A 24,597-nucleotide genomic window follows, 5' to 3' on the forward strand; every position below is an offset into this window, starting at 1 on the left:
CGAACTTGGACGCCAGTCCAAGTTCGTACCGCAGTCTATATAGGAGGCCGGCATGCGGCTCGTCACGTTCACGTCCGGCGGCGACTCCGAGCACCGCTTCGGCGTCTGGCACGCAGATCACGTCATCGAGCCGGCCGTCGTGCTGGCCGACCACGCCGCGCACTCAGCGGGCGAGACAGCGGCGGCGCACGCGCCGCAGGTCGCGACCGAGATGGTGGCCTTCTTCGAGTCCGGCGCCGACGGTCTCGCGCTCGCGAACGACGCGGTCGAGGCAGCGGTCAGCGCCCTCGAGCGGGGCGACCGGCTGGCAGGTCTGCACGACGCCGACGCCGTACGGCTGCTCGCGCCGGTGCCGCGGCCGCGCCGCATCCGCGACTACCTCACCTACAACGCGCACGCCGCCGGCTCCGGGCTGGAGGTGCCGCCGGCGTTCGCGGCGATGCCGATCTGCTACAAGTGCAACGTCGAGACGATCGTCGGGCCGGGCGACGAGCTCCTGTGGCCGTCCTACACCGACCAGCTCGACTTCGAGCTCGAGCTGGGCTTCTTCGTGGGACGCGGCGGCCGAGACCTCACGCCGCAGGAGGCGGAGCCGCGCATCGCCGGCGTCACGATCTTCAACGACGTCAGCGCCCGCGACATCCAGTTCTTCGAGATGAGCCTGACCATCGGCCCGTCGAAGGGCAAGGACTTCTGCACCGCCATGGGCCCCTGCGTCCTGACCATGGACGAGGTCGACGAGTGGTCGGTCGAGATGAGTGCGAGCGTCAACGGCGAGGTGTGGGCCTCGGGGTCCACCAAGAACCGGCAGTTCTCCTTCGCCGAGGTGCTCGCCTGGGCGTCGCTCGACGAGGACGTGCATCCGGGCGAGTTCCTGGCCCTCGGCACCGTCGGCGGCGGTTGCGGGCTGGAGCTCGACCGCTGGGTCCAGCCCGGCGACGTCGTCGAGCTCGAGGCCTCCGGCGTCGGCGTCCTGCGCAACACCGTCGGCCAGCGGCGCACCCCGCCGGCAGGCGCCGGCGTCCCGAGCTATCAGGGCTCCCCCGCCGTCCACGTCGCCCACCACTAGACCCCTCGACCCGACAGGGAGGCACGACCATGACCGCTCCTCAGGACATCCCCTACGCCCGCGGGCTGCACCGGCTCACCGAGCACACGCACGCCTGGCTCGTTCCCGACGGCACCTGGGGCTGGAGCAACGCCGGCCTCGTGACCGGCGACGGCGAGGCGCTGCTCGTCGACACCCTCTTCGACCTCGCCATGACCCGCGAGATGCTCGCCGGCCTCGAGGGCCTCACCCGCGACCACCCGATCAGGACCGTCGTCAACACACACGCCAACGGGGACCACTGGTTCGGCAACGAGCTCGTCGGCGACGCCGAGATCATCGCCTCCGCACCGACTGCGGAGGAGATGCCCGCCAACGGTCCGGCGCTCATCCTCGGGATGCTCGACCAGCCGGGCGCGATCGGCCGCTTCGCCCGGCACATCTTCGAGCCCTTCGACTTCACCGACATCACGCCGACGGTCGCCACCCGCACCTTCGACGACACCCTCGAGCTCAGCGTCGGCGGCACCGCCGTCCAGCTGTTCAACCTCGGGCCGGCCCACACAGCGGGCGACTCCGTCGTCTTCGTCCCCTCCGAGCGGGTGCTGTACGCCGGCGACCTGCTCTTCATCGGCGGCACCCCCATCGCCTGGGCCGGTCCGATCAGTCACTGGATCGAGGCCTGCGACCGGATGATCGCCCTGGAGCCGGAGTTCGTGGTCCCCGGCCACGGGCCGGTCATCCCAGCCGACGGGATCCTCCAGGTGAGGGACTACTTGGAGTACGTCCGCGACGAGGCCGCGGTGCGCTACGAGAAAGGCATGTCCCCCGAGGACACGATGCGCGACATCTCGCTGGACCGCTTCGACTCGCTGGACGAGAAGGGCCGCATCGCCCAGAACGTGCTGGCCGTCTACTACGAGCTCGACCCCACCTTCGAGCGCGTCGACACGCGAGAGGTGTTCCGGCGCATCGCGTCGCTGGAGGGCTACTCCGACTGAGTGCCGCGCCTGGTTCGATCGGGCGCGACGAATTGCCAGACGGGCCCTGAGCGGCTTCTGAGTGAAGGATAGTAGTATTATCCTTCACTGAGGAGGTCGAGCGAATGGCCCACTGGGAACGCATACCGGTCGCGCCGGACTTTGCCGGCACCACCAGATCGGAGCGCCACGGTGGCAGCTACCTGCGGTACCACCCTGATCTGCTCTTGGAAGTCTCGAACGCTCTGCCTCCCGCCGTGATCGAGTACGCCGCGGATGTGTCCACCGGGCTCGCGCGCCTGGGCGGTCGCTTGGCAGCGAACCCGCTTCCCGTGTTGTATGCGACCACCTTGCTTTCGGAGTCGATCTCCTCCTCCTGGATCGAGGGCATCCGAGCGACGCCGCGCGACGTCGCGATCGCACAGATCGGCGAGCCTGCTGCCACCCGCGCTGGTTCTCCCGCCGCGGGACAGATCGTGCGCAACATAGCCGCGATGAAAGAAGCGATCGAGGTGCTGGGTTCGGCTTCCTGGGAGCAGAAGCACCTCTGCGACATCCACCATCAGCTTCTTCCGTGGCACCGTGTCGGCTACCGCGAAGAACAGGTGTGGATCGGCGGTACCAACAGTCTCAACGCCGACTATGCGGGCCCGCCCGCCGACAGAGTCGACGCGTTGATGGATGACCTCCTGAAGTACGCAAACACCTCGGGAGAGTTGCCCATCATCCTGGCGGCCATCGTTCACGCTCAGTTCGAGACCGTTCACCCGTTCGAGGACGGCAACGGTCGCGTAGGGCGGGCACTCGTACACGGAGTCCTCAGGCGCGCTGGCCTCATCGACGGGGGCGTGATCTCGCTATCGACTGCAATGCGACACGACGAGGAGGGCTACATCGCAGCGCTCACGCGATACCGCTACGACGGCGATCGACGCGCCACGGCCCTTGCCAGTTGGGTCGAGCAGTTCCTGACCTACGTTGAGGTCGCTATCGCCGCAACGAGCCACTTCGTCGACGCCGCGGTCAAGGTTCAAGAACGGTGGCGACAAGCCATCAGGGGCACCCGATCGGATGCTGCCCTGCACCGGGCACTTGACCTCGTCGGCGAGAACCCAGTGGTCTCCGCGCGATTCGTATCCGAAAACCTCAACATCACCGCAAGCCTCGCCCACCGGGTGCTCAAGCAGCTAGAAGCCGTCGAGATCGTCAAGCCTGCAAGCGGCAAGTACCGCAGATCGCAACTCTTCCAGGCCGACGACATCCTGAACCTCGTCTCGCTCGGCGCCGAAGGCGATGCCCGCACCACTCCTCCTGCGATCCAGGCCGCCAGCAGTGGCGCTGAGCTGACAGCTCGTTGTGGAGCCCCGACCGCTCACGGATCGTGTCGCAACCGTGTGGTGAAGCTGGGCGACCACTGCTGGCGTCACGCCGGGTAGGCGTGCACCGTGCCAGACGCCGTTGCGTCCTGGCGTGTCCCGCGCTCGATTGCCAGGACACGCAAGAGGGGCACGATCCGGCGCGTTGCGCCGGATCGCGCCCCTCTTGACTCTGCGCGCCCGTAGGGATTCGAACCCCAAACCTTCTGATCCGTAGTCAGATGCTCTATCCGTTGAGCTACGGGCGCATGCCGCGTGCTGGGCACGACGACGCGTCGAGAATAGCGGACCCCGTCCGCGATCCCGAAATCGTGATCCGCTCAGGGCCGCGGCCCTTGCTGTTGTGCGAAGATCGCGCCGGCGGCACGGTCGTGGCGGTCGGAGAGCGGCCCGAGCGCGCGGCGATCCGGTCAGACCGCGCTCGAGCAGAGGGGGAGCGATGAGCAGCTACAGCGCCGAGCAGCGCGCCGTCTTCGAGAGCGAGTCGATCCCGCTCTTCGAGGAGATGGCCGCCGAGGGTGGCTTCGGCTCCGACGACCAGCGGATCGCCGCCGGCTCTCCCGGGCGGCGCGCCCTGGACAAGCTCATCGAGCTCGGCCTGGTGCACGAGGACACCGAAACCGGGCGCTGGGTGCCCGAGGACCCGACGGTCGCGCAGTCGCGGATCGTCAGCCCGCTGAGCACCGAGGGCGCCCGGCTCCTCGACGAGTCGTCGCACTGGGCCCGTAACTTCGGTACGCTGAGCCAGGCGTGGCGCAAGTCGGCGGTGGCCGACGACCGGGGGCCGTTCACCTACGTGCGCGGGCTGCAGCAGATCGGTGCCTACATCGGCAATCTCGCCGCCGAGGCGGAGGAGGAGCTGCTCACCGCCCAGCCGCAGACGGGCCGCGACACCGGCGGCGGGCTGACCCGGTCGGTCGAGGTGGAGCGGGCCATCCTCGAGCGCGGCGCCAAGCTGCTCACGCTCTACCAGCACAGTGCCCGCCGGAGCTCCGCCACGCGCGAGTACGCCGCCACGATCACCGGCCTCGGTGGCGAGATCCGCACACTGGACGAGTTCTTCAACCGGATGATCGTCATCGATCGCCGGATCGCGATCATCCCCTCGCCCGCCGACCTCAAAGTCGCCCTGGCCATCCGCGAACCCACGGTCGTCGCCTACCTGGTCGACGTCTTCATGCGGTCCTGGGAGAGGGCCCGGCCGTTCACGGCCCGCGACGCGACCGTGATGCGCCACATCGCCCAGGAGCAGCGGTCGATGACGATGCGGATGCTCATCGAGGGTCACTCCGACCCGGTCTCGGCGAAGCGGCTCGGGGTCAGCCCGCGCACCTACGCCGGCTACGTGTCCGACCTCAAGGACGAGTTCGATGCCGAGACCCGGTTCCAGCTCGGCTACACCATCGGCAGGCTCGGGAACGCCGCCGCTGAGGACGCGGCCGACTGACGGCGTACCCCGGAAAAGACGGAAGGCAGTGACCGTGGGGAGTCACTGCCTTTCCGTGCAAGCCGCCGCCGCTTCCCGTGGGGGATCCGAGACGCGGCGCTGGAGCGTCACTTGTGGATCGATGCACCCCAGCTGATGTCGGCGTGAGCCGGCGCGCCGATGCTCAGGAGGCCGAAGCTGACCGCGCATGCAGCCGCGACGACACCGATCTTGCGAACGAACTTCATGTTGTGTCCTGTCTTGCTCGTGGGGGTCACCCGAGACCTCTCAACGCCAAGTCTTCCCGGTGAAACGCAGAACTATGCGGGACCATGGTCCCTCAAAAGACTGCACTGCAAAAAGTTGCAACAGCAGTGGTGGGCCCGGAAATGGCCGAAGGCCCGGGCCCACCGAAGTGGACCCGGACCTTCACCGATGCCAGCTAGACACCCGGCTGGCGGAGGTGGAGGGATTTGAACCCTCGATGGGGTTGTAGCCCCAAACCCGCTTAGCAGGCGGGCGCCATAGACCTGACTAGGCGACACCTCCCCGACAGCGTGGACAGGCTACAAGGCTGTCGGCGTGCTCGGCGAATCAGGGCAGGCGCACCGCCCGATCAGCGCAGCCGGTGCCCCCGCTGCAGGTGCTGCTGCAGCTCGCGGACGAACTGCTCGTTGTCGATCGCGAGGATGGAGACGGGGATCGTGGTCGTCTCGCCGCCCTTGAGGCGCAGCATCACGCACGGCTGGTCGCGGACGGTCGTGGTCACCGCATCCTCGACCTGCGTCCAGCGGGCGGCCTTGACGCCGGCGCCGCGCACCATGCCGACCTGGTAGCCATCAGGGCCGGCGCGCAGGATGAAGGCGCGCTTGGCCAGCCACCACGCGAGCCCGGCCACCCCGAGGACGCCGAGGACGGCGAGGGCGATCAGGAGGTCGGGGTTGCCGTTGCTCAGCACGATCACAGCGGTCGCCGCGAAGACGATGACCGCGAGCAGGACCAGGTAGAGGCCGACGAAGCGTGCCGTCACCGCCGGCGCGAGGCGGTAGACGACGGTTCCGACATCCTGCTGCGGGTCCTGCGCTGACATGGCGCGATTGTCCCCCGGTTCGACCGTACGTCCCGCATCGGGGTTGTCGGCGGGAGTGGCCTGGATCACACTGGGGGCCATGCCAGTCGCCGGGGACCCGACCGACGCCCTTCGCGCGCTCGACCACGCGTTGGACGCACCGCGCGGAGCCGGCGTACCGCTCGGCAACTGGCGGTGGTCGGTGCGCCAGCGGCTCGTCATCGTCCGCGACCGCCTGCTCGCCGAGCGGCTGGGCGCCCAGGACGGCTGGCTCGCCGCTCGCGACGGCGCGGCCTACCGCGAGCGCGCCGAGCTCCTCACTCGGCTGACCGCGATCACCCCGACCGTGCTCGAGGCCCCCGACGCCGAGAAGATCCGCGTCCAGCTCAAGCGGCTCGTCCTCGACATCGCCCACCACGTCCAGCGGGTCAACGACCTCGTCTACGACGACGTGGAGCTCGAGCTGGGCGGGGAGGACTGACCGGCGCGATCGGAGACCGCGCGACGCCCTCACGAAGCGGATGGTGAGGGATTCGAACCCCCGGTGGGTTGCCCCACGCTCGCTTTCAAGGCGAGTGCAATCGTCCGCTCTGCCAACCATCCCGGTGCTGCGGGTGGCAAGCGTAGACGACCCCCACGCGCGCGCGCCCGGTCGGTGAGCAGGCGCGAGTACAACTAGTCGGCGAGCTCGACCAGGACGTCGCCCTCCTGGACGACGTCGCCGGGGGCGACCTTGATCGCGCGTACGACGCCGCCGTGCTCGGCGATGACGGGGATCTCCATCTTCATGGACTCCAGCAGCGCCACCGCGTCACCGTCGGCGACCTTCGCGCCGACCTCGACCGACACCTCGATCACGTTGGCGACCATCTCGGCGACGATCGCTTTCACACTCTCCCTCGGCACATCAAGGGACGTTAGCCGTTACCGACGCGTACGTCGGCATGCCGATCGCTCAGAGGAGCGCGTCGGTGCGCTTCGGCTCGGGGCGCACCGCGTGCTCGGCCTCCTCGGCCCGACGGCCGGTCCGGCCGACCGCCCGGCGACCGCCGCCCGCGCCGGTCAGCGCGAGGTCGATACGGATCAGGACGTAGCCGATCAGGAGGCCGACGACGAGGCCGTAGAGGACCGACAGCGCGCACTCGGTGACCGAGATGGCCGGGTTGACCAGGGCGTCCGAGATCGCCGCGGTGCCGGCCACACCGAAGGCGCAGACCCACCAGCCCTGCCGGCGCCGGGCGCGCATGTGCGTGCCCCACACCAGTGCGGGCACACCCAGGACCGCCTCGATCGGGCGGGGGAAGGCGCCGAGGTTGTCGCGGCTCCAGTGGACGGCGTCGAGCAGCGTCGTCACCAGGTCGGGGGTGCCGTAGCGGCGCAGCATCTCGGCGTACGCCAGCGTCACGGCGAGCGTGACCGCGCCGACGATCACGATGAGCAGGCCGCGGGTGCCGAGCCCGTGCAGACCCGCGCCGAGCCGGTAGACCAGCGTGAACGCGCACAGCAGCGAGAGCGCGAGGGTCGCGTACTCGAACCTCCCGACGTCGACCTGCGGCTCGAAGCCGAGCGCGGCCAGCGCACCGAGCCCCGCGACGCCGACGGCGATGCAGGTCTCGCGCGCGGCGTCGATGAAGCGCACGGCCGGCACGGTGATGACGACGGCGAGCACGGCGGCGATGACCGCGGTGACGACGGCGGCGCCGGTGCGGAGCTCGTCCCGGTCGAGCGCGAGCGTGATCGCACCGACCGCCAGGGTGAGCACCGTGAAGGTGACCGGGCGTCCACCCGAGCGGGCGGCGAGCACCCACGTGTAGGTGGTCGCGACGGCCAGCGCGCCCGCGCCCGGCAGCCAGGTCGGCCCCGTCGGCACCAGGCCGGCGGCGAGCGCAGCAGCGCCGACCACGAGGATGACGCTCCACAACGTGAGCTCCCACCACGGCGCCTGGGTGCTGACCGCCGGCTCGACGGCCGCCGGCGCGGCCGGCCCCTCGAGCGCGACGGTGCGGCGTACGGGCGGGTCGAGGTCCTCCAGGAGCGCCGGATCGGGCTCCGTGGCCCGAGCGGGCCGGGGCTCCTCGACCGGTGCGGCGAGGGGCGGCGTCGGGCTCGCGGCCCGGCGGGCACCACCCGAGCGACCGTTGTGCTCCTCGCGCTTGTCCTCCCGCTGAGCGGCCCGCCGGTCGCGGCGCCGAACCGGTTCGGCTCGGCGTCGGGGGGCGGCTCTGCTCACGGCGGCAAGGGTAGAGGGTTCGTCCGGGCAGGTCACATGCGCCGGTTGACCAGGCTGGGATTGGTCTCCCGGGCCTCCGCCAGCACCGATCGGGACAGCCGCGCCGTCACGACCTCCTCACCGTCACCGGCCTCGACGAGCACGTCGCCGAGCGGGTCGACGACCAGCGAGTGGCCGCAGTAGCGCGGGGCGGGCTGCCCGACCGCGACGACGTACGCCGTGTTCTCGATGGCCCGCGCCCGCACCAGCGTCCGCCAGTGATCGACCTTGCGCTCGCCCGCGACCCAGGCGGACGGGACGACGAGGATCTCGGCGCCTGCCCCGACGAGCGCTCGGGCGAGCTCGGGGAAGCGTAGGTCGTAGCAGGTCATCAGCCCGACCGTCGCGCCGCCGACCTCGACGGTCACCGGCTCGACACGACCGGCGCTGAGCCGGTCCGACTCGCGGTAGCCGAAGGAGTCGTAGAGATGGATCTTGCGATAGCTGTGCTGTGTCGTCCCGTCGGTGAGCACGAGCGTGTTGAAGGGGTGCTCGTCGGTGGCCTCGAACATGCCGGCGACCAGCGTGCTGCCCCGATCGGCTGCGACGCGCGCGAGCTCGGTGGCGAACGGCCCGTCGAGCGGCTCGGCGTGGGGGCCGAGCGTGTCGGTGCTCGGGCCGAAGTCGCGGGCGAACGCCTCCGGGAGGACGGTCAGGTCGGCGCCGGCCGGCACCAGCTCGTCCAGGCGGGCCCTGTTCCGCTCCGGCTCAAGGTCGGCCGCGGCTTGCACGAGCGCGGCGTCGAGGTGCTCCCACATGGCTCCCACCGTAGAGCCTCGAGCGACCTCTTAAGGTGGTGTCGTGCTGCTCCCCTGGTCCGCGATCATCCTGGCCGGCGGCCGGGGCACGCGCCTCGACGGAGCGGACAAGGCCGGCATCGAGCTCTCCGGCCGGACGCTGCTGGAGTGGGCCCTCGACGCGGTCGTCGACGCCCGGGAAGTGGTCGTGGTGGGCGACCCCGTGCCGACCGAGCGACCGGTGACCTTCACCCGGGAGAGCCCCCGCTTCGGCGGCCCGGCGGCCGGGCTCCTCACCGGGCTCGACGCGCTGCTGGAGGTGCCGGCGTACGTCGCCGCCGTGGCCGTCGACATGCCTCGGCTCACCCTGGGCACGCTGCGCCGGCTGACCGACGCGGCGACCGACCGCGACGGGTCGGTGCTGGTCGGGCCGGACGGGCGCCGCCAGCTCGCGGTCGTCGTCTCGGGCGCGCGGCTGCAGGAGATCCGCCCGGCCCACGAGCACCAGCACGACCTGCCCGTGTGGCGACTGCTCGCTCCCCTCGACCTGACCGAGGTGGCGTCGGTCGGCCAGGAGCACCGCGACGTCGACTCGTGGGCGGACCTGCGCGACCTCCGTTAGCCCACGGCGTGGCTCCTGCCGCGGGTGCCTCGGCGGGCGGACCATGTCTCAGAGGCACCCAGTTTGAGTGACCTCGCTCGCACGGGACGGAAACGTTGTCGACCCGCTGCGCAGAATCCCTCAACCATCACCTAGTCTCCGCCGACGTCTTCTCCGAACCCGTCACATCACCACTCGAGGCGCCCGATGCCGAAAACGATCCCCACCAAGCCGCCGCAGCGGCCCTTCCGCCCGTCCTACGCCGTCACGACCACCGCTCGGGTGCCGGGTCGTGTCGGCGGACCGGTCGAGCCTGACGAGGCCGAGCCCTCGGCGACGGTGACGGAGCCGACCTCCTAGCCTGAGGTCCATGCGCGCGATCCTCGCCACCGAGCCCGGAGGGCCCGAGGTCCTCACCGTCTCCGACCGGCCCGACCCGACACCCGCCCCGGGCGAGATGGTCGTGACGATCGCCGCGGCCGGCCTCAACCGCGCCGACCTGCTGCAACGGCAGGGCTTCTACCCGCCACCGCCCGGCGCCTCCGACGTCATCGGCATGGAGTGCAGCGGCACGGTCGCCGCGCTCGGCGAGGGTGTCAGCGGCTGGTCGGTCGGCGACGAGGTCTGCGCCCTGCTCGCCGGCGGCGGGTACGCCGAGCAGGTGGCCGTCCCGGCCGGGCAGGTCATGCGGCTGCCGGCCGGCGTACCGCTGATTGAGGCAGCCGCCCTGCCCGAGGTCGCCTGCACGGTCTGGTCCAACCTCGTCATGACCGCCCGCATCCAGCCCGGGGAGACCCTGCTCGTCCACGGCGGCGCGGGCGGGATCGGCAGCTTCGCCCTCCAGCTCGCCCAGGCGCTCGGCGTCACGGTGCTCACCTCGGCGGGCACCGAGGACAAGCGCGCCTTCTGCCGCTCGCTCGGGGCAGATGTGGCGATCGACTACCACCACGAGGACTTCGTGCAGGTCGCGAAGGAGCACGGCGGGGCCGACGTCATCCTCGACAACATGGGGGCGAAGTACCTCGCCCGCAACGTCGACGCACTCGCCGACGGCGGCCGACTCGTCGTCATCGGGCTGCAGGGCGGCGCGAAGGCGGAGCTCGACATCAATGCGCTGATGCGCAAGCGCGCGTCGGTGGCCGGGACGACGCTGCGGAGCCGGCCGAGCGACGGGCCGCGCGGCAAGGCGGCGATCTGCGCCGAGGTCGTCGAGCACGTCTGGCCGCTCGTGGAGGACGGCACGATCCGACCGATCATCGATGCGACGTTCCCGCTGGAGCAGGCCGCCGCCGCGCACGAGCGGATGACGTCGGGCGAGCACACCGGCAAGCTCCTGCTCACGGTCTGACGTCTCGGGCGCGCCACTAGGGTGGGGAGCATGAGCGAGGAGCAGGTAGTCGTCATCGGCCCCGACGGTCGTCCGGTCGCCATCAACGCGCCGTCCATGGGCGCTGAGGTCGACGACGGCGAACGCAGCATCACCGAGCTCGTCGAGCAGCCGGCGAAGGTCATGCGGATCGGCTCGATGATCCGGCAGCTCCTCGAAGAGGTGAAGGCCGCACCGCTCGACGAGGCGTCGCGCAACCGGCTCAAGGAGATCCACGAGTCCTCGATCAAGGAGCTCGAGCAGGGCCTCGCCCCCGAGCTCGTCGAGGAGCTGGACCGCCTCACCCTCCCGTTCACCGAGGATCACACGCCGTCGGAGGGCGAGCTCCGCATCGCCCAGGCGCAGCTCGTCGGCTGGCTCGAGGGGCTCTTCCACGGCATCCAGACGGCGATCTACGCCCAGCAGGTCGCAGCGCGGGCGCAGTTCGAGCAGATCCGCCGGGGGCTTCCGCAGGGGATGCTGCCGGCGCAACAGCCCGGTCAGCAGCAGCCCGATGCGCCGGAGCAGTCGCAGCAGCCGGGTCAGTCCGGCGGGATGTATCTCTAGGGCCGTCCTCGGGCGACCGGGCTAGACCGCTGCCCGACCCCAGCGCCGGGTGACCAGCAGGCCGAGCAGGCCGACGATCACCAGCGCGATGCCGGGCGCGGCCGTGCGCAGCAACGGCCCCGGGTGCGCCGAGCCGACGCGGGTGAAGGTCACGTCCTGCGGGGCGGCCGGGCCGGCCGTGGGCGCGGTGCCCTGGCCGAGGATGCCCTGGACCCGGGCGAGCAGGGCGTCGCTGGCCGGGCTGGTGCCCGACCGCGGGCCGGCGAGCCAGCTGTCGCCGTCGGGCATCGCGAAGACGACGTACCGCTCCCCCTGCATGAGCTGGCCCAGCCCGCACTTCCCGCCCGTGGTACGCACCCGCACCTCGGCGCTGGTCACCTGGCCCTTGTAGAGCCGGTCGACCGTCACGCGCTGGACGAACGACGTCCCGCTGGCCGAGGCCGAGGAGATGACGCCGGTGAAGACCACCGCGGCCCGCTGGGCGGCGACCTGCGGCGCGGGCCTCGGACAGGCGGCGGATGCCGGCGAGGGCGCGGCGCCGAGCCCGAGCGCGACCAGGATCGCGAGCAGGGCGAGGACGAGGGCACGACGCAGCACCCGTCCATCAAACCGGATCACCGGGCAAGCACTCCAGCCAGGACCTGTGCGACGCCGTCCTCGTCGTGCCCCGGGGCGACGTGGGTCGCGCAGGCGAGCACCGTCGGATGGGCGTCGGCCATCGCGTAGGACGTCCCGGCCCACGTCAGCATCGGCAGGTCGTTGGGCATGTCGCCGAAGGCGACCACGTCGGCCGAGTCGACGGCGAGCCGGTCGGCGATGAGCGCGAGCGTCGAGGCCTTGGTGACCTCGCGCGCGCTGATCTCGAGCAGAGGGAAGGACGAGTGGGTCACGTTGACGCGGTCCCCGACGACCTCGACACCGGCCGCCAGGAAGTCGTCAGCGCCGAGCCCGCCGCCACGGGCGAGCAGCTTGAGCACAGGCACCGCGAACAGGTCCTCCAGCACCCCGACGGCCCGCGGCGCGAAGCCGTGCTCGTCGTCGGCCTCGTGGCGGACGTAGCCGGTCTCCATCGTCCAGCCCTCGAGCGTCTCGACGGCGAACCGCACGCCGGGTATCGCCGCACGCAGGGCGAGCGCGACCTCGCGGCCGACCTCGGGCTGCAGCGGCCGTTCGAGCCACGGCCGGTCGTTGGCCACGTCCCAGACCAACGCTCCGTTGGAGACGATCGCGAGGCCGTGGCTGCCGACGTAGGAGAAGACCTCGCGGGTCCACCGCAGCGGGCGCCCGGTCACGAAGACGACGTGCACGCCCCGGTCGTCGAGCTCGGCGAGGATCTCGGCGGTGTACGCCGACACGGTGCCGTCCGACCGGACCAGCGTGCCGTCCAGGTCGGTCGCGACGAGTCCGGGGAGGTGCTCGGCGCGCTCGTCTGCTGGAACCACGCCCGCATTCTCCCCCACGACCATCAACCGGCCGAGTCGGCGGCTCAGGGGCGGGGAAGCGGCCGGGCGAGGACCAGCTCGCCGTCCTCGTTGGGGCCGCGCAGCTGGGTGAAGCCGCTCTTCGCGAGCACCCGGAGCGAGCGGGCGTTCTCCGGCCGCACCGACGCCCGCAGCCGTACGCCGGCCTCGTCGGTGTGAGCCAGCAGGGCGCGCAGCGCCTCGGTGGCGAACCCCCAGCCCCAGGCCTCCTGGACCAGACCGTAGCCGATCTCGGTCTCCGGCACGCCGTCCTCGGCCGCGACCGGCGGCCCGAAGAACCCGATCGACCCCAGCGTCGTCGCACCGCGCACGATCGACCGCGGCCCCCACACGTCGCCCTCGTGCCACAGCGACGCGGCGTCGCGGTCGTCCTCGCGCGGGAAGTCGCGGTGCCAGCCCTCGAGCCGGCCGCCGGCACGGATCGCGGCGACCGTCTCCGCCGACCACAGCGGCAGCACCAGCCGCTCGGCCGCGACCGGGGCGAGGCTCAGAACCAACGCGAGAGCTCCTCGGCCGCACCGTCCTCGTCGACCGAGGACGTCACGTGGTCGGCGATCTCCTTCACCTCGTCGGGCGCATGGCCCATCGCCACGCCGCGTCCAGCCCAGGTGAGCATCTCGATGTCGTTGCGGCCGTCGCCGATGGCGAGCACGTCCGACGGCTCCAGGTCGAGCTGGTCGACGACGTAGGCGAGGCCGGACGCCTTGGAGACGCCGACGGGCGCGAGGTCGAGCCAGGCGGTCCAGCCGACGACGTACGACGTGCCCTGCAGGCCCAGCTCGCGGCCGAGCTCGACGAACTCGTCGGCGGTGGAGTACGGGTCGCGGATGATGACGCGGGAGACCGGCTGGGAGACCAGCTGCTCGACGGGCGTCACGATCATGTCGCCGGAGAGCTCACCGGGCGGGAAGTGCTCGTTGAGGCGGTAGCCGACGCCGCGCTCCTCGACGGCGACGAGCGCGGTGGGGTGCCGCTCGAGGATCGCGTAGACGGCGTCCCGGGCGTCGAACGTCTCCTCGTGGACGATGTCGACGGGCGGGTAGCGCAGCACCACCGCGCCGTTGGAGGCGACGATCCAGAGCCGGTCCCTGCCCTCCTCGGGAAGGCCGAGCTGGTCGGCGATCGTCGTCATGCCGTGCTGCGAGCGGCCCGACGCCAGGACGATCTCGGCGCCCGCGTCGTAGGCGCGGTGGACGGCGTCGCGCACCGCCTGCGGGACCACCTCCTCGGCCGCACCGGTATCGGTGACCCACCGCAGCAGGGTGCCGTCGATGTCGAGCGCGACCAGCTTCGGACGCCAGCCGTCGCGGGTGGACGGGTCGGGCCCGCGCTGGGAGGAGGTCACCATCTCAGCGAGCCACCGGCTCGATCACCTCGCGGCCGAGCCACTTCTGCAGGGCCTGCGGGACGCGGACCGAGCCGTCGGCCTGCTGGTGTGTCTCCAGCAAGGCGACGATCGCGCGGGTGATCGCGGTGAGGGTGCCGTTGAGGGTGGCCACGGGTGCGGTGCCGCGCTCGAACCGACCCCGGATGTCGAGCCGGCGGGCCTGGAAGTCCAGGCAGTTCGACGTCGAGGTCAGCTCGCGGTACTTGCCCTGCGTGGGGATCCACGCCTCGCAGTCGAACTTCCGGCTCGCGCTGTTGCCCAGGTCGCCGGCGGCCACGTCGATCACCTGGTAGGCCAGCTCGAGCTTGTCGAGGAACGCCTTCTCCCAGGCGAGCAGGCGCTCGTGCTCGGCGTACGACTCCTCGATGGTGGTGTAGACGAACATCTCCACCTTCTCGAACTGGTGGACCCGGATGATGCCCTTGGTGTCCTTGCCGGCCGAGCCCGCCTCCTTGCGGAAGCAGGAGGAGAACGCGGCGTAGCGCAGGGGGAGGGAGGCGGGGTCGAGGATCTCGTCGGAGTGGTACGCCGCCATCGGCACCTCGCTGGTGCCGACGAGGTAGAGGTCGTCGCCCTCGATCTTGTAGACGTTCTCCTCGGCCTGCTCGAGGAAGCCGGTGCCCTCCATCGCCTCCGGGCGCACCAGCGCCGGCGCGATCACCTGGATGAAGCCGGCCTCGCGGGCCTGCTCCATGGCGAGGTTGATGAGGGCGAACTCCAGCTCGGCCCCGACGCCGGTGAGGTAGTAGAAGCGGCTGCCGGAGACCTTGGCACCCCGCTCGAGGTCGATCGCACCGAGCAGCCGGCCGAGCTCGACGTGGTCGCGCGGCTCGAAGCCCTCGGCCGCGAAGTCGCGCGGGGTCCCGACGGTCTCGAGCACGACGAAGTCGTCCTCGCCGCCGGCCGGGGTCTCGTCGGCGGTGATGTTGTGGATCTGCTTCAGCGCTCGGACCCACTCGGCGTCGGCGGAGCGCTGCGCCTCCTCGAGCTGCTTGACCTCGGCCGAGAGCGCGCGGGTCCGCGCGAGCAGGTCCTGCTTCTCCTCGCCCTGCGCCTTGGCGACCTGGCCGCCGAGCTGCTTCTGCTCGGCGCGCTTGGCCTCGAAGGCGACGATCGCGGCCCGGCGGGCGGCGTCGGCGGAGAGCGCATCGTCGACGGCCGTCACGCTCAGCCCCCGCTTGGTCTGCGAGGCGCGGACGCGGTCGGGGACTTCACGGAGGATGCGGGGGTCGATCACGGACACGAGCCTATCGGGGAAGCGCCCGTATCCTTCTGCCCGTGCCGGACCGTCGCAACGCAACGTTGATCGCTGCGCTCTCGTGTCTGGGGCTGGGAGTCGTGCTCGCGATCTTCGTCGCCACCGGCAGCCTGGACTCCTTCGATCGGTGGGCCGGTGAGCCGCTGGCCGTGCAGAGCGGGCCCGCACACCGGGCCGCGCGGCTCGTCGAGGCGGTCTTCGAGTTCTGGCCCTTCGTCGTCTACACCGCCGTCCTCGCGGCGGCCCTGTGGTGGAAGAGCTACCACCGCGCGTCGGTCTACGTGCTCGCGGTCAACGCCGCCACCTTCGTCGTCAGCCAGGGCGTCAAGCACGTCGTCGGCCGCGACCGCCCCGAGTGGCAGGACGCGATGTCGCCGTACACGGGGCTCGCCTACCCCAGCGGCCACGTCATCCACGCGACGGCGTTCTTCGGCGTGACGTCAGCACTGGCGCTGATCTTCATCCGGAAGGAGGCGCCGCGCCGGCTGGCCGTGACCGTTTCGGTCCTGCTCACCCTGCTGGTCTGCGCCGACCGCCTCGTGCTCGGCCGCCACCACGTGACCGACGTGGTGGGAGGCCTCCTCTTCGGCGCCGGCCTGGTGCTGCTCGGGCTCGCGCTCTACTCGCCGCGGCCGCTCTCCCACGCGATCAAGGCCGAGCCGCTGCCCGAGGTCTTCGCGGGCGACAAGCGCTGCGCCGTCGTGCTCAACCCGAGCAAGGTGGACAGCGTCGGCCAGTTCCAGTCGATCGTGAACTCGATGGCGCTGGAGGCCGGCTGGCGGGAGCCGCGCTGGTACCTCACCACCGTCGAGGACTCCGGCACCGGACAGGCGGAGCAGGCCGCGGTCGAGGGCGCCGAGATGGTGCTCGTCTGCGGCGGCGACGGCACCGTGCGCGAGGTCTGCGCCGAGCTCGCCGGCACCGGCATCCCCGTCGGCATCATCCCCGCCGGGACCGGCAACCTGCTCGCCCGCAACCTGGGCATCCCGCTCTACTTGCGGGCCGCGATCGACGTTGCCCTGACCGGCCAGGACCGAGCCGTCGACATGGTCGAGGTCGAGGGCGACGGCGTCGAGCCGAGCCACTTCCTGGTGATGGCCGGGATGGGCTTCGACGCCGCGATCATGGAGGGCGTCAACGAGGACATCAAGGCCAAGGTCGGCTGGGTCGCCTACGTCCTCTCCGCGCTGAAGGCGCTGATGTTCCCCGCCGTCCGGGTGGAGATCTCCGTCGACGACGCTGAGTTCACCAAGCACCGTGCCCGCACGATCGTCGTCGGCAACGTCGGCACGCTCCAGGCCGGGATGCCGCTCCTCCCCGACGCCGAGATCGACGACGGCCTGCTCGACGTCGTCCTGCTCTACCCGCAGCGGTTCTGGTCGTGGCTGCCGCTCGCCTTCCGGGTGCTGACCAAGCAGCCCCGCACCGACGAGCTGGTCAACCGGATGACGGGCCGCACGGTCGTCATCCGCGCCGACCGCGACACCCCGCGCCAGCTGGATGGCGACTCGATCGGTCCCGGGCGCGAGCTGCGGATGACCAACGTGCACGGGCGCCTGCTCATCCGCGTCCCCCGCTGAGCCGAGTCACGTCTTCGGGCGGGCGGAGGCGATCGCCTCCTGCTCCTCCGGGGAGAGCTGGGCTTCCGACGCCCAGCCGCTGACGCTCTTGGCGTAGGTCCGCGCGTCGGAGCGGCCGTGGATGCTGGTGAGCACGACGCCGTCGCCCGCGTCGTCGAGCAGCGCCAGCGACCAGGAGAGGTGGCCGCCCATGTCGCCGAACGCGTCGTAGCGCACCACGGACAGGTGCCGGAAGGTCGCCTTCGACTCCGCGGCCAGCGCGGCCACCTCTCGGCGCAGGCCGAGCACGTCGGCCGGCACCGCGTCGTCGGCCCCGGTCGCCCGGCCCGGCGTACGCCTCCAGGCCATGCCGGCGAGGACGAGGGCGACGACGGATGTCAGCAGGCTGAGAAGGGCGAGGGCGAGCACACCGCCGACCCTAGACTGACCGGGTGTCTGCGAACGTGAGGCGGATCGCTTACCAGGGCGAGCCCGGAGCCAACTCCCACATGGTGTGCGCCGAGCACTACCCCGACTGCGAGTCGGTGCCCTGCGCCTCGTTCGAGGACGTCTTCGCGGCCGTCGAGGGCGGGGACGCCGACCTGGCGATGATCCCGATCGACAACTCACTCGCCGGACGCGTTGCCGACATCCACCACTTCCTGCCCACGTCGTCGCTGCACATCGTGGCCGAGCACTTCCTGCGGATCCGCTTCCACCTGCTGGGCCTGCCGGGCACCCGGATCGACGACATCAAGACCGTGCACAGCCACGTGCACGCCCTCGGCCAGTGCCGCAAGATCATCCGGGAGCACGGCTTCACGGCGGTCATCTCCGGCGACACCGCCGGCGCCGCGCGCGAGGTCCTCGAGGCCGGCGACCCGTCGATGGGCGCGATCAGCCCGCCCCTGGCGTCGTCGATCTACGGGCTGGACGTGCTCGCCGAGGACGTCGAGGACGAGGACCACAACACGACGCGGTTCGTCGTGCTGTCCCGCGACTTCGTGCAGGCGCCGGCCGGCAACGGCCCGGTCGTGACGTCGTTCATCTTCAACGTGCGCAACCTCCCGGCGGCGCTCTACAAGGCGCTCGGCGGCTTCGCCACCAACGGCGTCAACATGACCAAGCTCGAGTCCTACATGGTCGGCGGGGAGTTCATCGCCACCCAGTTCCTCGCCGAGGTCGACGGCCATCCCGAGGACGCGCCGCTGAAGCGGGCGCTGGAGGAGCTGGCGTTCTTCACCACCGACGTGAAGATCCTCGGCGTCTACCCGGCCGACCCGTTCCGCGCGCAGACGGCCTGAGCCCAACCCGGCGGACGGCCGGCGCCGGGCCCGGAACGGGTCCGGCGGGTCGGCGTACCCCCGAGTAGGTTCGGTCGTTGACGATGGTGACCGTCACCCAATCCGAAGGGGCTCGTGTGGCTACAGCATCGGGGTCGTTCTACTCGCTCTTCACCCCGCAGGAGATCGCGAAGATCAGCGCCTCCGGCACCCGGGTGAACCTGCCCGAGGGCTGGTCGCCGATCTGGGAGGACACCCCGGCCGACAAGGCCTACATCATCCTCTCCGGCACCGTCTCGGTCCGGAAGGACGGCGCTGAGGTGGCCCAGCTCGGCGCGGGCGACATCGTCGGCGAGGCCGCCATCCTCAACCAGTCGCTGCGCACCGCCAGCATCGTCGCGCTGACCCCGCTCGAGCTCATCCACCTCTCCGCAGAGGCGCTGAGGAAGCTGGCCGTCGAGATGCCCAGCTTCCAGCAGGCGCTCGAGAAGGTGGCGGCGGAGAGGTTCAGGTCCAGCTGAGCGGGTACGACGGCCGGCGGATCGACGAGCTGGTCGACACCGTCCTGCTGGGCGAGGCGCCGACGCTGACCCAGCAGCAGGTCGCCGACGCCGCCGGCGTGCCGGTCGAGCTGGCCAACGAGCTGTGGCGCCTGCTCGGCTTCCCGCGGGCCGACGAGGGCGAGGCGGCGTTCACCCATGCCGACGTCGAGGCCCTGCGCCGCACGGCCACCCTGGTCGGCAGCGGCATCCTCAGCCCCGACCGCCAGGCGGCGCTGGTGCGGACGTGGGGACGTTCCTTCGCCCGGCTGGCGGAGTGGCAGACCGCCCTGCTCGCCGAGCTCGCCGCCGAACGGCCCGGCGACACAGTCGCTGAGCTGGCGACGCTCGCGTCGGGCGTCGTCCCCGACCTCGAGGCGCTGCAGTCCTACGTCTGGAGGCGCCATGCCGCGAGCGCCGCGACCCGGCTGCTGACCACCGCCGACTCCGGCACGCTGACGCTGTCGGTCTGCTTCGTCGACATCGTCGGCTACACCTCGAGGAGCCGCTCGCTGTCCGAGGAGGAGCTGGTCTCCTGGGTCGAGGAGTTCGAGGACTCCTGCACCCTCCTCGTCGTCGACCACGGCGGCCGGGTCATCAAGACGCTCGGCGACGCGGTGCTCTTCGTCTGCGACGACCCGGTCGGCGCGGCCGAGGTCGCGCTCACCGCGACCGAGCGCGGCGCCGACCCCGACGACCCCTTCCCGTCGGTGCGCGCCGGGCTCGCCCACGGCACCGTCGTCGCCCGGCTCGGCGACGTCTTCGGCCCGACCGTCAACATCGCCTCCCGCCTCACCACCGTCGCCCGGCCGGGCACCGTGGTCGTCGACGAGGGGGCCGCCGAGGCGCTGACCGGCGGCTACTCGTTGGCCAAGCTGCGGCGTACGTCGGTGAAGGGTTACTCCCGACTGCAGCCCTACGCGCTGCGTCGGGTCCGGTGATCCCTCCGCGTCAGCGGATGGTGACCTGGCGGTTGGCGAGCCCGGCCCGCGCGGAGCGCTGCTCGGGGGTCAGGTCGGAGGTGTCGGCGAGCGCCTCGTCCAGGGCGGCCTTGAAGGCCGTCGCGGGCTCCTCGAGCGCCTCGGCGCCGGTGCCGACGGGCAGGTCCCAGACCGGCGCCAGGAGGCCGAGCGCCCGGAACATCCCGACGAAGCGTGCACCCGGGACGATCACGTCGGCGCCGCTCGCGTGCAGCCGCGCGAGCGCCGTGAGCAGCTCGTCCTCCGGCTCCGGCATCACCCAGCGCAGGTGCTCCTTGGTGCCGACGTTGGTCCAGTACGCCGCCTCGACGCCGGTCAGCCGCGCGGTCGGCATGGCTGCGTCGTTGGCCCGCTGCAGCGCCTCCTCCAAGCCGTCGCGTTCCTCCACGTCGGCGAGCCAGAAGTCGAACCCCTCGTGCACGGTCACGTCGATGGTGTCGTCGGCGACGATGTCCTGCAGCCGCGGCCCGGGGCCCGGCGCCTCGAGCATGCCGACGATCCGCGACTCGCCCGCCTCGGCCGACTCGAGCGCGGAGAGCAGCGCCGCCGCGACCTCGCGGGACGGGTCGCCGAAGCCGTGCTGCACCTGCAGGCCGGCCCACACCTGGCCGCTGTCGCGGGACATGGCCGGCGCGGCCACGGGCAGCAGCGACGCGAGCAGGACGGTGCGGTCCTCGTGCCCCTTGATGGTCAGCGGAGCGGTCGCGGCCGGCACCAGCTCGCGCATCGCGACCAGGTCGCACTCGCCCGGCAGGCCCTCGAAGGGCCGCTTGACGAACGTGGTCGCACCGGCCACGCCGTGGCAGACCTTGTAGCGCTTGCCGCTGCCGCACGGGCACGGCTCGCGAGGACCGACGACCTTGCCGTCGTACAGCGGGAGCGGCTCGGGCTGGGCGGAGGCGCGGTTGCGGGACTTCTTGGCCATGGGGCGTGAGAGTACCGCCGCGGGGGGCGGAGGTCGCTACTCGCCCAGCAGCTCCAGCATGTGGTCGGGCCGGTCGCTGATGACCGCCTTCACCCCGAGGTCGAGGCAGAGCTTGAGGTCGCTCTTCTTGTTGACGGTCCAGACGTGCATCTCGTGCCCGGAGCCGGCGATGCGGCGGCCCAGCTTCGGGTGATCGCGCAGCATCCGGATGCCCGGCCCGATGATCCAGTCCGGCCCGACCACCCGGCTCAGCACCGACCAGTTGCGGGCCCGCTCGATGAGCTGGACGACGCGGAGCTCCGGGGCCAGGCGCTCGACCCGCTGGAGGGCGGTGTGGCTGAAGCTCATCACCCGGACCGGAGCGTCGCGACCGGTCCAGCCGTACTCGGTGAGCAGCTCGACGAGCAGCTTCTCCACCAGCCCGCCGTAGCGGGTCGGGTGCTTGGTCTCGATGGCCAGCTCGACCCGCCGCCCGGACCGCTCGGAGTAGTCGCGCACGGTCTCGATCAGGTGCCGCATGGTGAGCACCCGGTCGAGCGCCTCGTCGCGGTCCGGCGCCTCGTCGTCGAGCTCGTTCCAGGGGTTCTTCCAGCTCGCGAAGTCGAGCTGGGCCAGGTCGGCCAGCTCCATCGACGAGACGGTCCCGCGGGTCTGGGCGGTGCGCCGGAGCGTGCGGTCGTGCACGCAGACGAGGTGCCCGTCGGCGGTCAGCCGGACGTCGCACTCGAGGGCCTCGGCACCGATGTCGAGGGCGGCGACGTACGCGGCCAGGGTGTGCTCGGCGATCTCGTGGCTGGCGCCGCGGTGCGCGACGACCTGCGGTCTCATGGGAGACATTGTGCGGCGCTCAGCACCCCTCCGGCGCGATTCCCCGCGGATGAGATTTCGGCGAGCTCCGCGCCGCTGCCTCAGGCAGAGGCGCGACGCACCAGCTCGGGGACGAAAACGACCCGCCGCGGTGCGCCCTTGGTCGAGCTCTCCATGTCCTCGACCAGCAGCCGGCACGCCTCGGCGGCCATGTCGCCGATGGGGTTGCGCAGCGTGGTGAGCGGTGGCTCGGTCCGCTCGGCGGTCCCCAGGTCGTCGTATCCCACGACGGCGACATCCTCGGGCACCCGCCGCCGGCGGGCGTTGAGCACGCGCAGGGCGCCCGCGGCCATGAGGTCGGAGGCGACGAAGATGCCGTCGAGGTCGGGGTGGAGGTCGAGCAGCGTGGTGCACGCGCGCGTCCCACCGTCCTCGGTGAAGTCACCCTCGACGACCGCGTGGGCCGGGAGGCCGGCCGCCGCCAGCTCCTGGCGCCAGCCCTCGAGCCGGTCGTGGCCGGCGAACATGTCCGACGGTCCGGCGATGGTGCCGATCCGGGTGCAGCCACGCTGGACCAGGACGCGGGTCGCCTGGCGGCTCGCCCCGATGTTGTCGCTGTCGACGTAGGTGACCCGCTCCTCGCCGGTCCACGGGCGGCCGATGAGGACCGAGGGCAACCCCATGTCGGCCAGGTGGTCGGCCAGTGCGTCGTCTCGGTGGTGGGAGGCCACGATCGCGCCGTCGACGTGGCGCCCGCGCAGGAAGCGCAGCATCCGCTCCTCCTGCTCGCCCCGCTCGGCGATGAGCGGGACCATGAGCAGGTCGAGCCTGGTCAGCGTCCGGCTCACCACGTGGAGCATCCGGCCGAAGAACGGGTCGGAGAAGACCATCTCGTCCGACTCCGGGAGGATCAGCGCGACCGAGTCGCTGCGCCGGGTCGCGAGGGAGCGAGCGGCCGCGTTCGGGCTGTAGCCGAGCCGGCGTACGGCGTCGTCGACCGCCCGCTGGGCCTGCGGGCTGACCTTGCTGCCGCCGTTGATCGCGCGCGACGCCGTCGCGCGGCTGACACCGGCGACCCGTGCGACCTCATCGAGTGTGGGCGACCCGCCCCCTCCGTGTGTCATCGGCGCTCAGGCTAGGGGCAGGGCGTTGCCGGCGGCCACCTGTTTGAACCACAGCGCGCTGTCCTTGAGCGTGCGGTTCTGGGTGTCGAAGTCGACGTGGACGATCCCGAACCGGTGGGCGTAGCCGTAGCTCCACTCGAAGTTGTCGAGCAGCGACCAGACGAAGTAGCCGCGCACGTCGACTCCGGCGTCGATCGCGTCGAGCACGGCGTGCAGGTGCGCCTCGATGAACTCGCGGCGCGCCACGTCGTGGACGGCCCCGTCCTCGACGACGTCGAACGACATGGCGCCGTTCTCGGTGATGTAGATCGGCGGCGCGGCGTAGTCGTCGTGGAGCCGCTGGAGCAGGCGGGTGAGCGAGGCGGGGGTGATCTCCCAGTCGCGATCATTGGTGGGCCGCCCCGTGCGGGGGAAGACGAAGTCGCTGCCGGGGTACGGCGTCTGCCGCGAGCGCTCCGGGCCGACGAGGCGGCTGCCGAGCAGGTCGGCGGGGGCGGCGTCGTAGGGCCGCGCGGCGGGCACGTCGTCGTGGTAGAAGTTCACGCCGAGCACGTCGAGAGGCTGGGCGATGATCTCGAGGTCACCGTCGAGCACCCGGTCCTCCCACGGCCGGCCCTGGAAGGTGAGCCCCGCGGTGTCGGCGTGCAGGTCGTCGGCGTAGGTCCCGCGGAGGAGCGGGTCCAGGAAGACCCGGTTGTGCAGGCCGTCGAGCCGGCGGGCGGCGTCGACGTCGGCCGGGCGGGCGGGGTCGAAGGGGTCGGCCACGGTGAGGTTGAGCGTGATCCCGAGCGACTTGCCGTTCGCCGCGGTGGCCCCGCGGCTGCGCAGCTCCTCGACGACGAGCCCGTGGCCGAGCATGAGGTGGTGGGCGGCGACGATGCCGGCGACGCCCTCCTGCCGCCCGGGGGCGTGGCCACCGTTGGAGTAGCCCATGAAGGCGGAGCACCACGGCTCGTTGTGGGTGGTCCAGTGGTCGATCCGGTCACCCAGGGCGTCGTAGGTGGCCAAGGCGTAGTCGACGAACCGCAGGGCGGTGTCGCGTTCGGTCCAGCCGCCCGCGTCCTCGAGGGTCTGCGGCAGGTCCCAGTGGTAGAGCGTGACCCAGGGGGTGATCCCGGCGGCCAGGAGCTCGTCGGTGAGCCGGCTGTAGAAGTCCAGGCCCTTCCGGTTGACCGGACCACCGTCGGGGCAGATGCGAGGCCAGGCCGTCGAGAAGCGGTACGACGACAGGCCGATCTCCTTCATCAGCGCGACGTCGGCGGGCATCCGGTGGTAGTGGTCGCAGGCGATGTCACCGGTGTCCCCGTTCAGGATCGCGCCCGGGACGCGCGTGAACGTGTCCCAGATCGACACCGTCCGGCCGTCCTCCGCGACCGCTCCCTCGATCTGGTAGGCCGCCGTGGCGCTGCCCCAGAGGAAGTCGGCCGGGAACCGACGCACGTCGGTGACGGTCTGGCTGATGGTCGGGGAGGTCATCCCTTGACGGCTCCTTGCATGATGCCGGCCACGAGCTGGCGGCCGGTGAGGACGAACAGGATGAGCAGGGGGATCGTGGCCAGTGTGGTCCCGGCCTGCATGAGAGAGAAGTCGACCGTCTGACCCTGGCCGGCGATCTGGAGCTCCTGCAGGGCGGTCTGCAGGGTCTGCTTGCTGGGGCTGGACAGCGAGACCAGCGGCCACATGAAGTCGGTCCAGACCTGCATGAAGGTGAACAGCCCCAGGATGGCCATGGCCGGCCGCGCGGCGGGCACGGCGACGGTCCAGAACGTGCGGATCATCGAGCAGCCGTCCACCCGGGCGGCCTCGATGAGCTCG

The 24,597-nt window shown here is 71.5% G+C and carries 29 protein-coding genes and 3 tRNA genes; 13 read left to right on the forward strand and 19 right to left on the reverse strand.

Features of this window, described 5'->3' with window-relative positions:
- Nucleotides 1-52 precede the first annotated feature (52 nt).
- The 3 genes from BM236_RS04615 to BM236_RS04625 all read left to right on the forward strand — a co-directional run bounded on the left by BM236_RS04615 (nucleotide 53) and on the right by BM236_RS04625 (nucleotide 3,464).
- Nucleotides 53-1,069: a fumarylacetoacetate hydrolase family protein gene (locus BM236_RS04615; protein ID WP_091120700.1), complete on the forward strand. Its 1,017-nt coding sequence runs from the start codon at nucleotides 53-55 to the stop codon at nucleotides 1,067-1,069.
- A gap of 29 nt (nucleotides 1,070-1,098) precedes the next feature.
- Nucleotides 1,099-2,049, forward strand: coding sequence for an MBL fold metallo-hydrolase (locus BM236_RS04620; RefSeq protein WP_091120703.1), 951 nt, complete (start codon nucleotides 1,099-1,101; stop codon nucleotides 2,047-2,049).
- Nucleotides 2,050-2,153: 104 nt separating this feature from the next.
- Entirely contained in the window at nucleotides 2,154-3,464 is a 1,311-nt protein-coding gene (locus BM236_RS04625) for a Fic family protein (protein WP_091120705.1), read from the forward strand.
- A gap of 115 nt (nucleotides 3,465-3,579) precedes the next feature.
- Here the strand turns inward: BM236_RS04625 and BM236_RS04630 are convergent.
- A tRNA-Arg gene (locus tag BM236_RS04630) sits at nucleotides 3,580-3,652 on the reverse strand.
- Nucleotides 3,653-3,843: 191 nt separating this feature from the next.
- Between BM236_RS04630 and BM236_RS04635 the strand changes: the two genes are divergently transcribed.
- Nucleotides 3,844-4,851, forward strand: a complete 1,008-nt coding sequence (locus tag BM236_RS04635) for a LuxR family transcriptional regulator (RefSeq protein WP_091120707.1) — start codon at nucleotides 3,844-3,846, stop codon at nucleotides 4,849-4,851.
- Between the two features lie 107 nt (nucleotides 4,852-4,958).
- Here the strand turns inward: BM236_RS04635 and BM236_RS19215 are convergent, their stop codons facing one another.
- From BM236_RS19215 to BM236_RS04645, 3 genes are all read right to left on the reverse strand, one after another.
- Nucleotides 4,959-5,108, reverse strand: coding sequence for a hypothetical protein (locus tag BM236_RS19215; RefSeq protein ID WP_217645230.1), 150 nt, complete (start codon nucleotides 5,106-5,108; stop codon nucleotides 4,959-4,961).
- A gap of 177 nt (nucleotides 5,109-5,285) precedes the next feature.
- A tRNA-Ser gene (locus BM236_RS04640) sits at nucleotides 5,286-5,379 on the reverse strand.
- Between the two features lie 67 nt (nucleotides 5,380-5,446).
- Complete coding sequence (locus BM236_RS04645; RefSeq protein WP_091120709.1) at nucleotides 5,447-5,920, reverse strand: hypothetical protein; 474 nt, start codon at nucleotides 5,918-5,920, stop codon at nucleotides 5,447-5,449.
- A gap of 79 nt (nucleotides 5,921-5,999) precedes the next feature.
- On the opposite strand from BM236_RS04645, the gene BM236_RS04650 reads away from it, so the two are divergent.
- Nucleotides 6,000-6,380: a hypothetical protein gene (locus tag BM236_RS04650; RefSeq protein WP_091120711.1), complete on the forward strand. Its 381-nt coding sequence runs from the start codon at nucleotides 6,000-6,002 to the stop codon at nucleotides 6,378-6,380.
- Between the two features lie 37 nt (nucleotides 6,381-6,417).
- Here the strand turns inward: BM236_RS04650 and BM236_RS04655 are convergent.
- From BM236_RS04655 to BM236_RS04670, 4 genes are all read right to left on the reverse strand, one after another.
- Nucleotides 6,418-6,502 (reverse strand) — tRNA-Ser (locus BM236_RS04655).
- Nucleotides 6,503-6,574: 72 nt separating this feature from the next.
- The gene (locus BM236_RS04660) at nucleotides 6,575-6,790 is read right to left on the reverse strand and encodes a biotin/lipoyl-binding carrier protein (protein ID WP_281247619.1); all 216 of its coding nucleotides are present in this window, start codon (nucleotides 6,788-6,790) and stop codon (nucleotides 6,575-6,577) included.
- 64 nt (nucleotides 6,791-6,854) lie between these two features.
- A complete protein-coding gene (locus tag BM236_RS04665) occupies nucleotides 6,855-8,129 on the reverse strand; it encodes a hypothetical protein (protein WP_091120714.1) in 1,275 nt (424 codons plus the stop codon).
- A 32-nt stretch (nucleotides 8,130-8,161) separates the two neighbouring features.
- On the reverse strand, nucleotides 8,162-8,926 hold the full coding sequence (locus BM236_RS04670) for a carbon-nitrogen hydrolase family protein (RefSeq protein WP_091120716.1): 765 nt from the start codon (nucleotides 8,924-8,926) through the stop codon (nucleotides 8,162-8,164).
- Between the two features lie 43 nt (nucleotides 8,927-8,969).
- On the opposite strand from BM236_RS04670, the gene mobA reads away from it, so the two are divergent.
- From mobA to BM236_RS04685, 4 genes are all read left to right on the forward strand, one after another.
- Complete coding sequence (gene mobA / locus BM236_RS04675) at nucleotides 8,970-9,527, forward strand: molybdenum cofactor guanylyltransferase (protein ID WP_091120719.1); 558 nt, start codon at nucleotides 8,970-8,972, stop codon at nucleotides 9,525-9,527.
- Between the two features lie 186 nt (nucleotides 9,528-9,713).
- Entirely contained in the window at nucleotides 9,714-9,866 is a 153-nt protein-coding gene (locus BM236_RS18865; RefSeq protein ID WP_175507546.1) for a hypothetical protein, read from the forward strand.
- A 10-nt stretch (nucleotides 9,867-9,876) separates the two neighbouring features.
- Nucleotides 9,877-10,854: an NAD(P)H-quinone oxidoreductase gene (locus BM236_RS04680; RefSeq protein ID WP_091120721.1), complete on the forward strand. Its 978-nt coding sequence runs from the start codon at nucleotides 9,877-9,879 to the stop codon at nucleotides 10,852-10,854.
- A 30-nt stretch (nucleotides 10,855-10,884) separates the two neighbouring features.
- On the forward strand, nucleotides 10,885-11,439 hold the full coding sequence (locus BM236_RS04685; protein ID WP_091120722.1) for a bacterial proteasome activator family protein: 555 nt from the start codon (nucleotides 10,885-10,887) through the stop codon (nucleotides 11,437-11,439).
- A gap of 21 nt (nucleotides 11,440-11,460) precedes the next feature.
- Here the strand turns inward: BM236_RS04685 and BM236_RS04690 are convergent, their stop codons facing one another.
- Genes BM236_RS04690 through serS form a run of 5 tightly spaced genes read right to left on the reverse strand, consistent with a single transcriptional unit; the run spans nucleotide 11,461 to nucleotide 15,544 of the window.
- On the reverse strand, nucleotides 11,461-12,036 hold the full coding sequence (locus BM236_RS04690) for a hypothetical protein (RefSeq protein ID WP_091120724.1): 576 nt from the start codon (nucleotides 12,034-12,036) through the stop codon (nucleotides 11,461-11,463).
- Between the two features lie 17 nt (nucleotides 12,037-12,053).
- The gene (locus BM236_RS04695; RefSeq protein ID WP_245750129.1) at nucleotides 12,054-12,881 is read right to left on the reverse strand and encodes an HAD family hydrolase; all 828 of its coding nucleotides are present in this window, start codon (nucleotides 12,879-12,881) and stop codon (nucleotides 12,054-12,056) included.
- Between the two features lie 44 nt (nucleotides 12,882-12,925).
- Entirely contained in the window at nucleotides 12,926-13,417 is a 492-nt protein-coding gene (locus BM236_RS04700) for a GNAT family N-acetyltransferase (protein WP_091120729.1), read from the reverse strand.
- Nucleotides 13,408-14,268, reverse strand: coding sequence for an HAD family hydrolase (locus tag BM236_RS04705; protein WP_091120731.1), 861 nt, complete (start codon nucleotides 14,266-14,268; stop codon nucleotides 13,408-13,410). Before BM236_RS04705 ends, BM236_RS04700 begins: the two co-directional genes overlap by 10 nt.
- A gap of 1 nt (nucleotide 14,269) precedes the next feature.
- Nucleotides 14,270-15,544: a serine--tRNA ligase gene (gene serS, locus BM236_RS04710; protein ID WP_091120860.1), complete on the reverse strand. Its 1,275-nt coding sequence runs from the start codon at nucleotides 15,542-15,544 to the stop codon at nucleotides 14,270-14,272.
- A gap of 41 nt (nucleotides 15,545-15,585) precedes the next feature.
- Here serS and BM236_RS04715 point away from each other — a divergent pair, with 41 nt between their 5' ends.
- The gene (locus BM236_RS04715) at nucleotides 15,586-17,145 is read left to right on the forward strand and encodes a bifunctional phosphatase PAP2/diacylglycerol kinase family protein (RefSeq protein WP_245750130.1); all 1,560 of its coding nucleotides are present in this window, start codon (nucleotides 15,586-15,588) and stop codon (nucleotides 17,143-17,145) included.
- Between the two features lie 6 nt (nucleotides 17,146-17,151).
- On the opposite strand, the gene BM236_RS04720 is transcribed toward BM236_RS04715, so the two are convergent.
- On the reverse strand, nucleotides 17,152-17,553 hold the full coding sequence (locus BM236_RS04720) for a DUF4446 family protein (RefSeq protein ID WP_245750131.1): 402 nt from the start codon (nucleotides 17,551-17,553) through the stop codon (nucleotides 17,152-17,154).
- 23 nt (nucleotides 17,554-17,576) lie between these two features.
- Between BM236_RS04720 and BM236_RS04725 the strand changes: the two genes are divergently transcribed.
- From BM236_RS04725 to BM236_RS04735, 3 genes are all read left to right on the forward strand, one after another.
- Nucleotides 17,577-18,428 carry a prephenate dehydratase gene (locus BM236_RS04725; RefSeq protein WP_281247620.1) on the forward strand — a complete coding sequence of 284 codons (852 nt, stop codon included), beginning with the start codon at nucleotides 17,577-17,579 and terminating at the stop codon, nucleotides 18,426-18,428.
- Between the two features lie 116 nt (nucleotides 18,429-18,544).
- Complete coding sequence (locus tag BM236_RS04730) at nucleotides 18,545-18,928, forward strand: Crp/Fnr family transcriptional regulator (RefSeq protein WP_245750132.1); 384 nt, start codon at nucleotides 18,545-18,547, stop codon at nucleotides 18,926-18,928.
- A 47-nt stretch (nucleotides 18,929-18,975) separates the two neighbouring features.
- Nucleotides 18,976-19,887 (forward strand): adenylate/guanylate cyclase domain-containing protein, encoded by a 912-nt coding sequence (locus BM236_RS04735; protein ID WP_281247622.1) that lies wholly within the window; start codon nucleotides 18,976-18,978, stop codon nucleotides 19,885-19,887.
- A 10-nt stretch (nucleotides 19,888-19,897) separates the two neighbouring features.
- On the opposite strand, the gene BM236_RS04740 is transcribed toward BM236_RS04735, so the two are convergent.
- The 5 genes from BM236_RS04740 to BM236_RS04760 all read right to left on the reverse strand — a co-directional run.
- Nucleotides 19,898-20,851 carry a DUF5926 family protein gene (locus tag BM236_RS04740; RefSeq protein ID WP_091120740.1) on the reverse strand — a complete coding sequence of 318 codons (954 nt, stop codon included), beginning with the start codon at nucleotides 20,849-20,851 and terminating at the stop codon, nucleotides 19,898-19,900.
- A gap of 36 nt (nucleotides 20,852-20,887) precedes the next feature.
- Nucleotides 20,888-21,679, reverse strand: coding sequence for a glycerophosphodiester phosphodiesterase (locus BM236_RS04745; protein ID WP_175507547.1), 792 nt, complete (start codon nucleotides 21,677-21,679; stop codon nucleotides 20,888-20,890).
- Nucleotides 21,680-21,759: 80 nt separating this feature from the next.
- The gene (locus tag BM236_RS04750; RefSeq protein WP_091120745.1) at nucleotides 21,760-22,782 is read right to left on the reverse strand and encodes a LacI family DNA-binding transcriptional regulator; all 1,023 of its coding nucleotides are present in this window, start codon (nucleotides 22,780-22,782) and stop codon (nucleotides 21,760-21,762) included.
- A gap of 6 nt (nucleotides 22,783-22,788) precedes the next feature.
- Nucleotides 22,789-24,258 carry a GH1 family beta-glucosidase gene (locus tag BM236_RS04755; protein WP_091120748.1) on the reverse strand — a complete coding sequence of 490 codons (1,470 nt, stop codon included), beginning with the start codon at nucleotides 24,256-24,258 and terminating at the stop codon, nucleotides 22,789-22,791.
- On the reverse strand, nucleotides 24,255-24,597 hold a 343-nt coding region (locus BM236_RS04760), incomplete at its 5' end, for a carbohydrate ABC transporter permease (protein ID WP_139230025.1). The genes BM236_RS04755 and BM236_RS04760, both read right to left, overlap by 4 nt.

The sequence above is a fragment of the Nocardioides terrae genome (assembly GCF_900112345.1).
In the GTDB taxonomy this organism is placed as follows: Bacteria; Actinomycetota; Actinomycetes; order Propionibacteriales; family Nocardioidaceae; genus Nocardioides; species Nocardioides terrae.

Excerpts from the sequence above, each read along its gene's own strand:
- BM236_RS04615 (WP_091120700.1), top strand. The coding sequence starts at position 53 with ATGCGGCTCGTCACGTTCACGTCCGGCGGCGACTCCGAGCACCGCTTC.
- BM236_RS04620 (WP_091120703.1), top strand. The coding sequence starts at position 1,099 with ATGACCGCTCCTCAGGACATCCCCTACGCCCGCGGGCTGCACCGGCTC.
- BM236_RS04625 (WP_091120705.1), top strand. The coding sequence starts at position 2,154 with ATGGCCCACTGGGAACGCATACCGGTCGCGCCGGACTTTGCCGGCACC.
- BM236_RS04635 (WP_091120707.1), top strand. The coding sequence starts at position 3,844 with ATGAGCAGCTACAGCGCCGAGCAGCGCGCCGTCTTCGAGAGCGAGTCG.
- BM236_RS04645 (WP_091120709.1), bottom strand. The coding sequence starts at position 5,920 with ATGTCAGCGCAGGACCCGCAGCAGGATGTCGGAACCGTCGTCTACCGC.
- BM236_RS04650 (WP_091120711.1), top strand. The coding sequence starts at position 6,000 with ATGCCAGTCGCCGGGGACCCGACCGACGCCCTTCGCGCGCTCGACCAC.
- BM236_RS04670 (WP_091120716.1), bottom strand. The coding sequence starts at position 8,926 with ATGTGGGAGCACCTCGACGCCGCGCTCGTGCAAGCCGCGGCCGACCTT.
- BM236_RS18865 (WP_175507546.1), top strand. The coding sequence starts at position 9,714 with ATGCCGAAAACGATCCCCACCAAGCCGCCGCAGCGGCCCTTCCGCCCG.
- BM236_RS04680 (WP_091120721.1), top strand. The coding sequence starts at position 9,877 with ATGCGCGCGATCCTCGCCACCGAGCCCGGAGGGCCCGAGGTCCTCACC.
- BM236_RS04685 (WP_091120722.1), top strand. The coding sequence starts at position 10,885 with ATGAGCGAGGAGCAGGTAGTCGTCATCGGCCCCGACGGTCGTCCGGTC.
- BM236_RS04705 (WP_091120731.1), bottom strand. The coding sequence starts at position 14,268 with ATGGTGACCTCCTCCCAGCGCGGGCCCGACCCGTCCACCCGCGACGGC.
- BM236_RS04740 (WP_091120740.1), bottom strand. The coding sequence starts at position 20,851 with ATGGCCAAGAAGTCCCGCAACCGCGCCTCCGCCCAGCCCGAGCCGCTC.
- BM236_RS04745 (WP_175507547.1), bottom strand. The coding sequence starts at position 21,679 with ATGAGACCGCAGGTCGTCGCGCACCGCGGCGCCAGCCACGAGATCGCC.
- BM236_RS04750 (WP_091120745.1), bottom strand. The coding sequence starts at position 22,782 with ATGACACACGGAGGGGGCGGGTCGCCCACACTCGATGAGGTCGCACGG.
- BM236_RS04755 (WP_091120748.1), bottom strand. The coding sequence starts at position 24,258 with ATGACCTCCCCGACCATCAGCCAGACCGTCACCGACGTGCGTCGGTTC.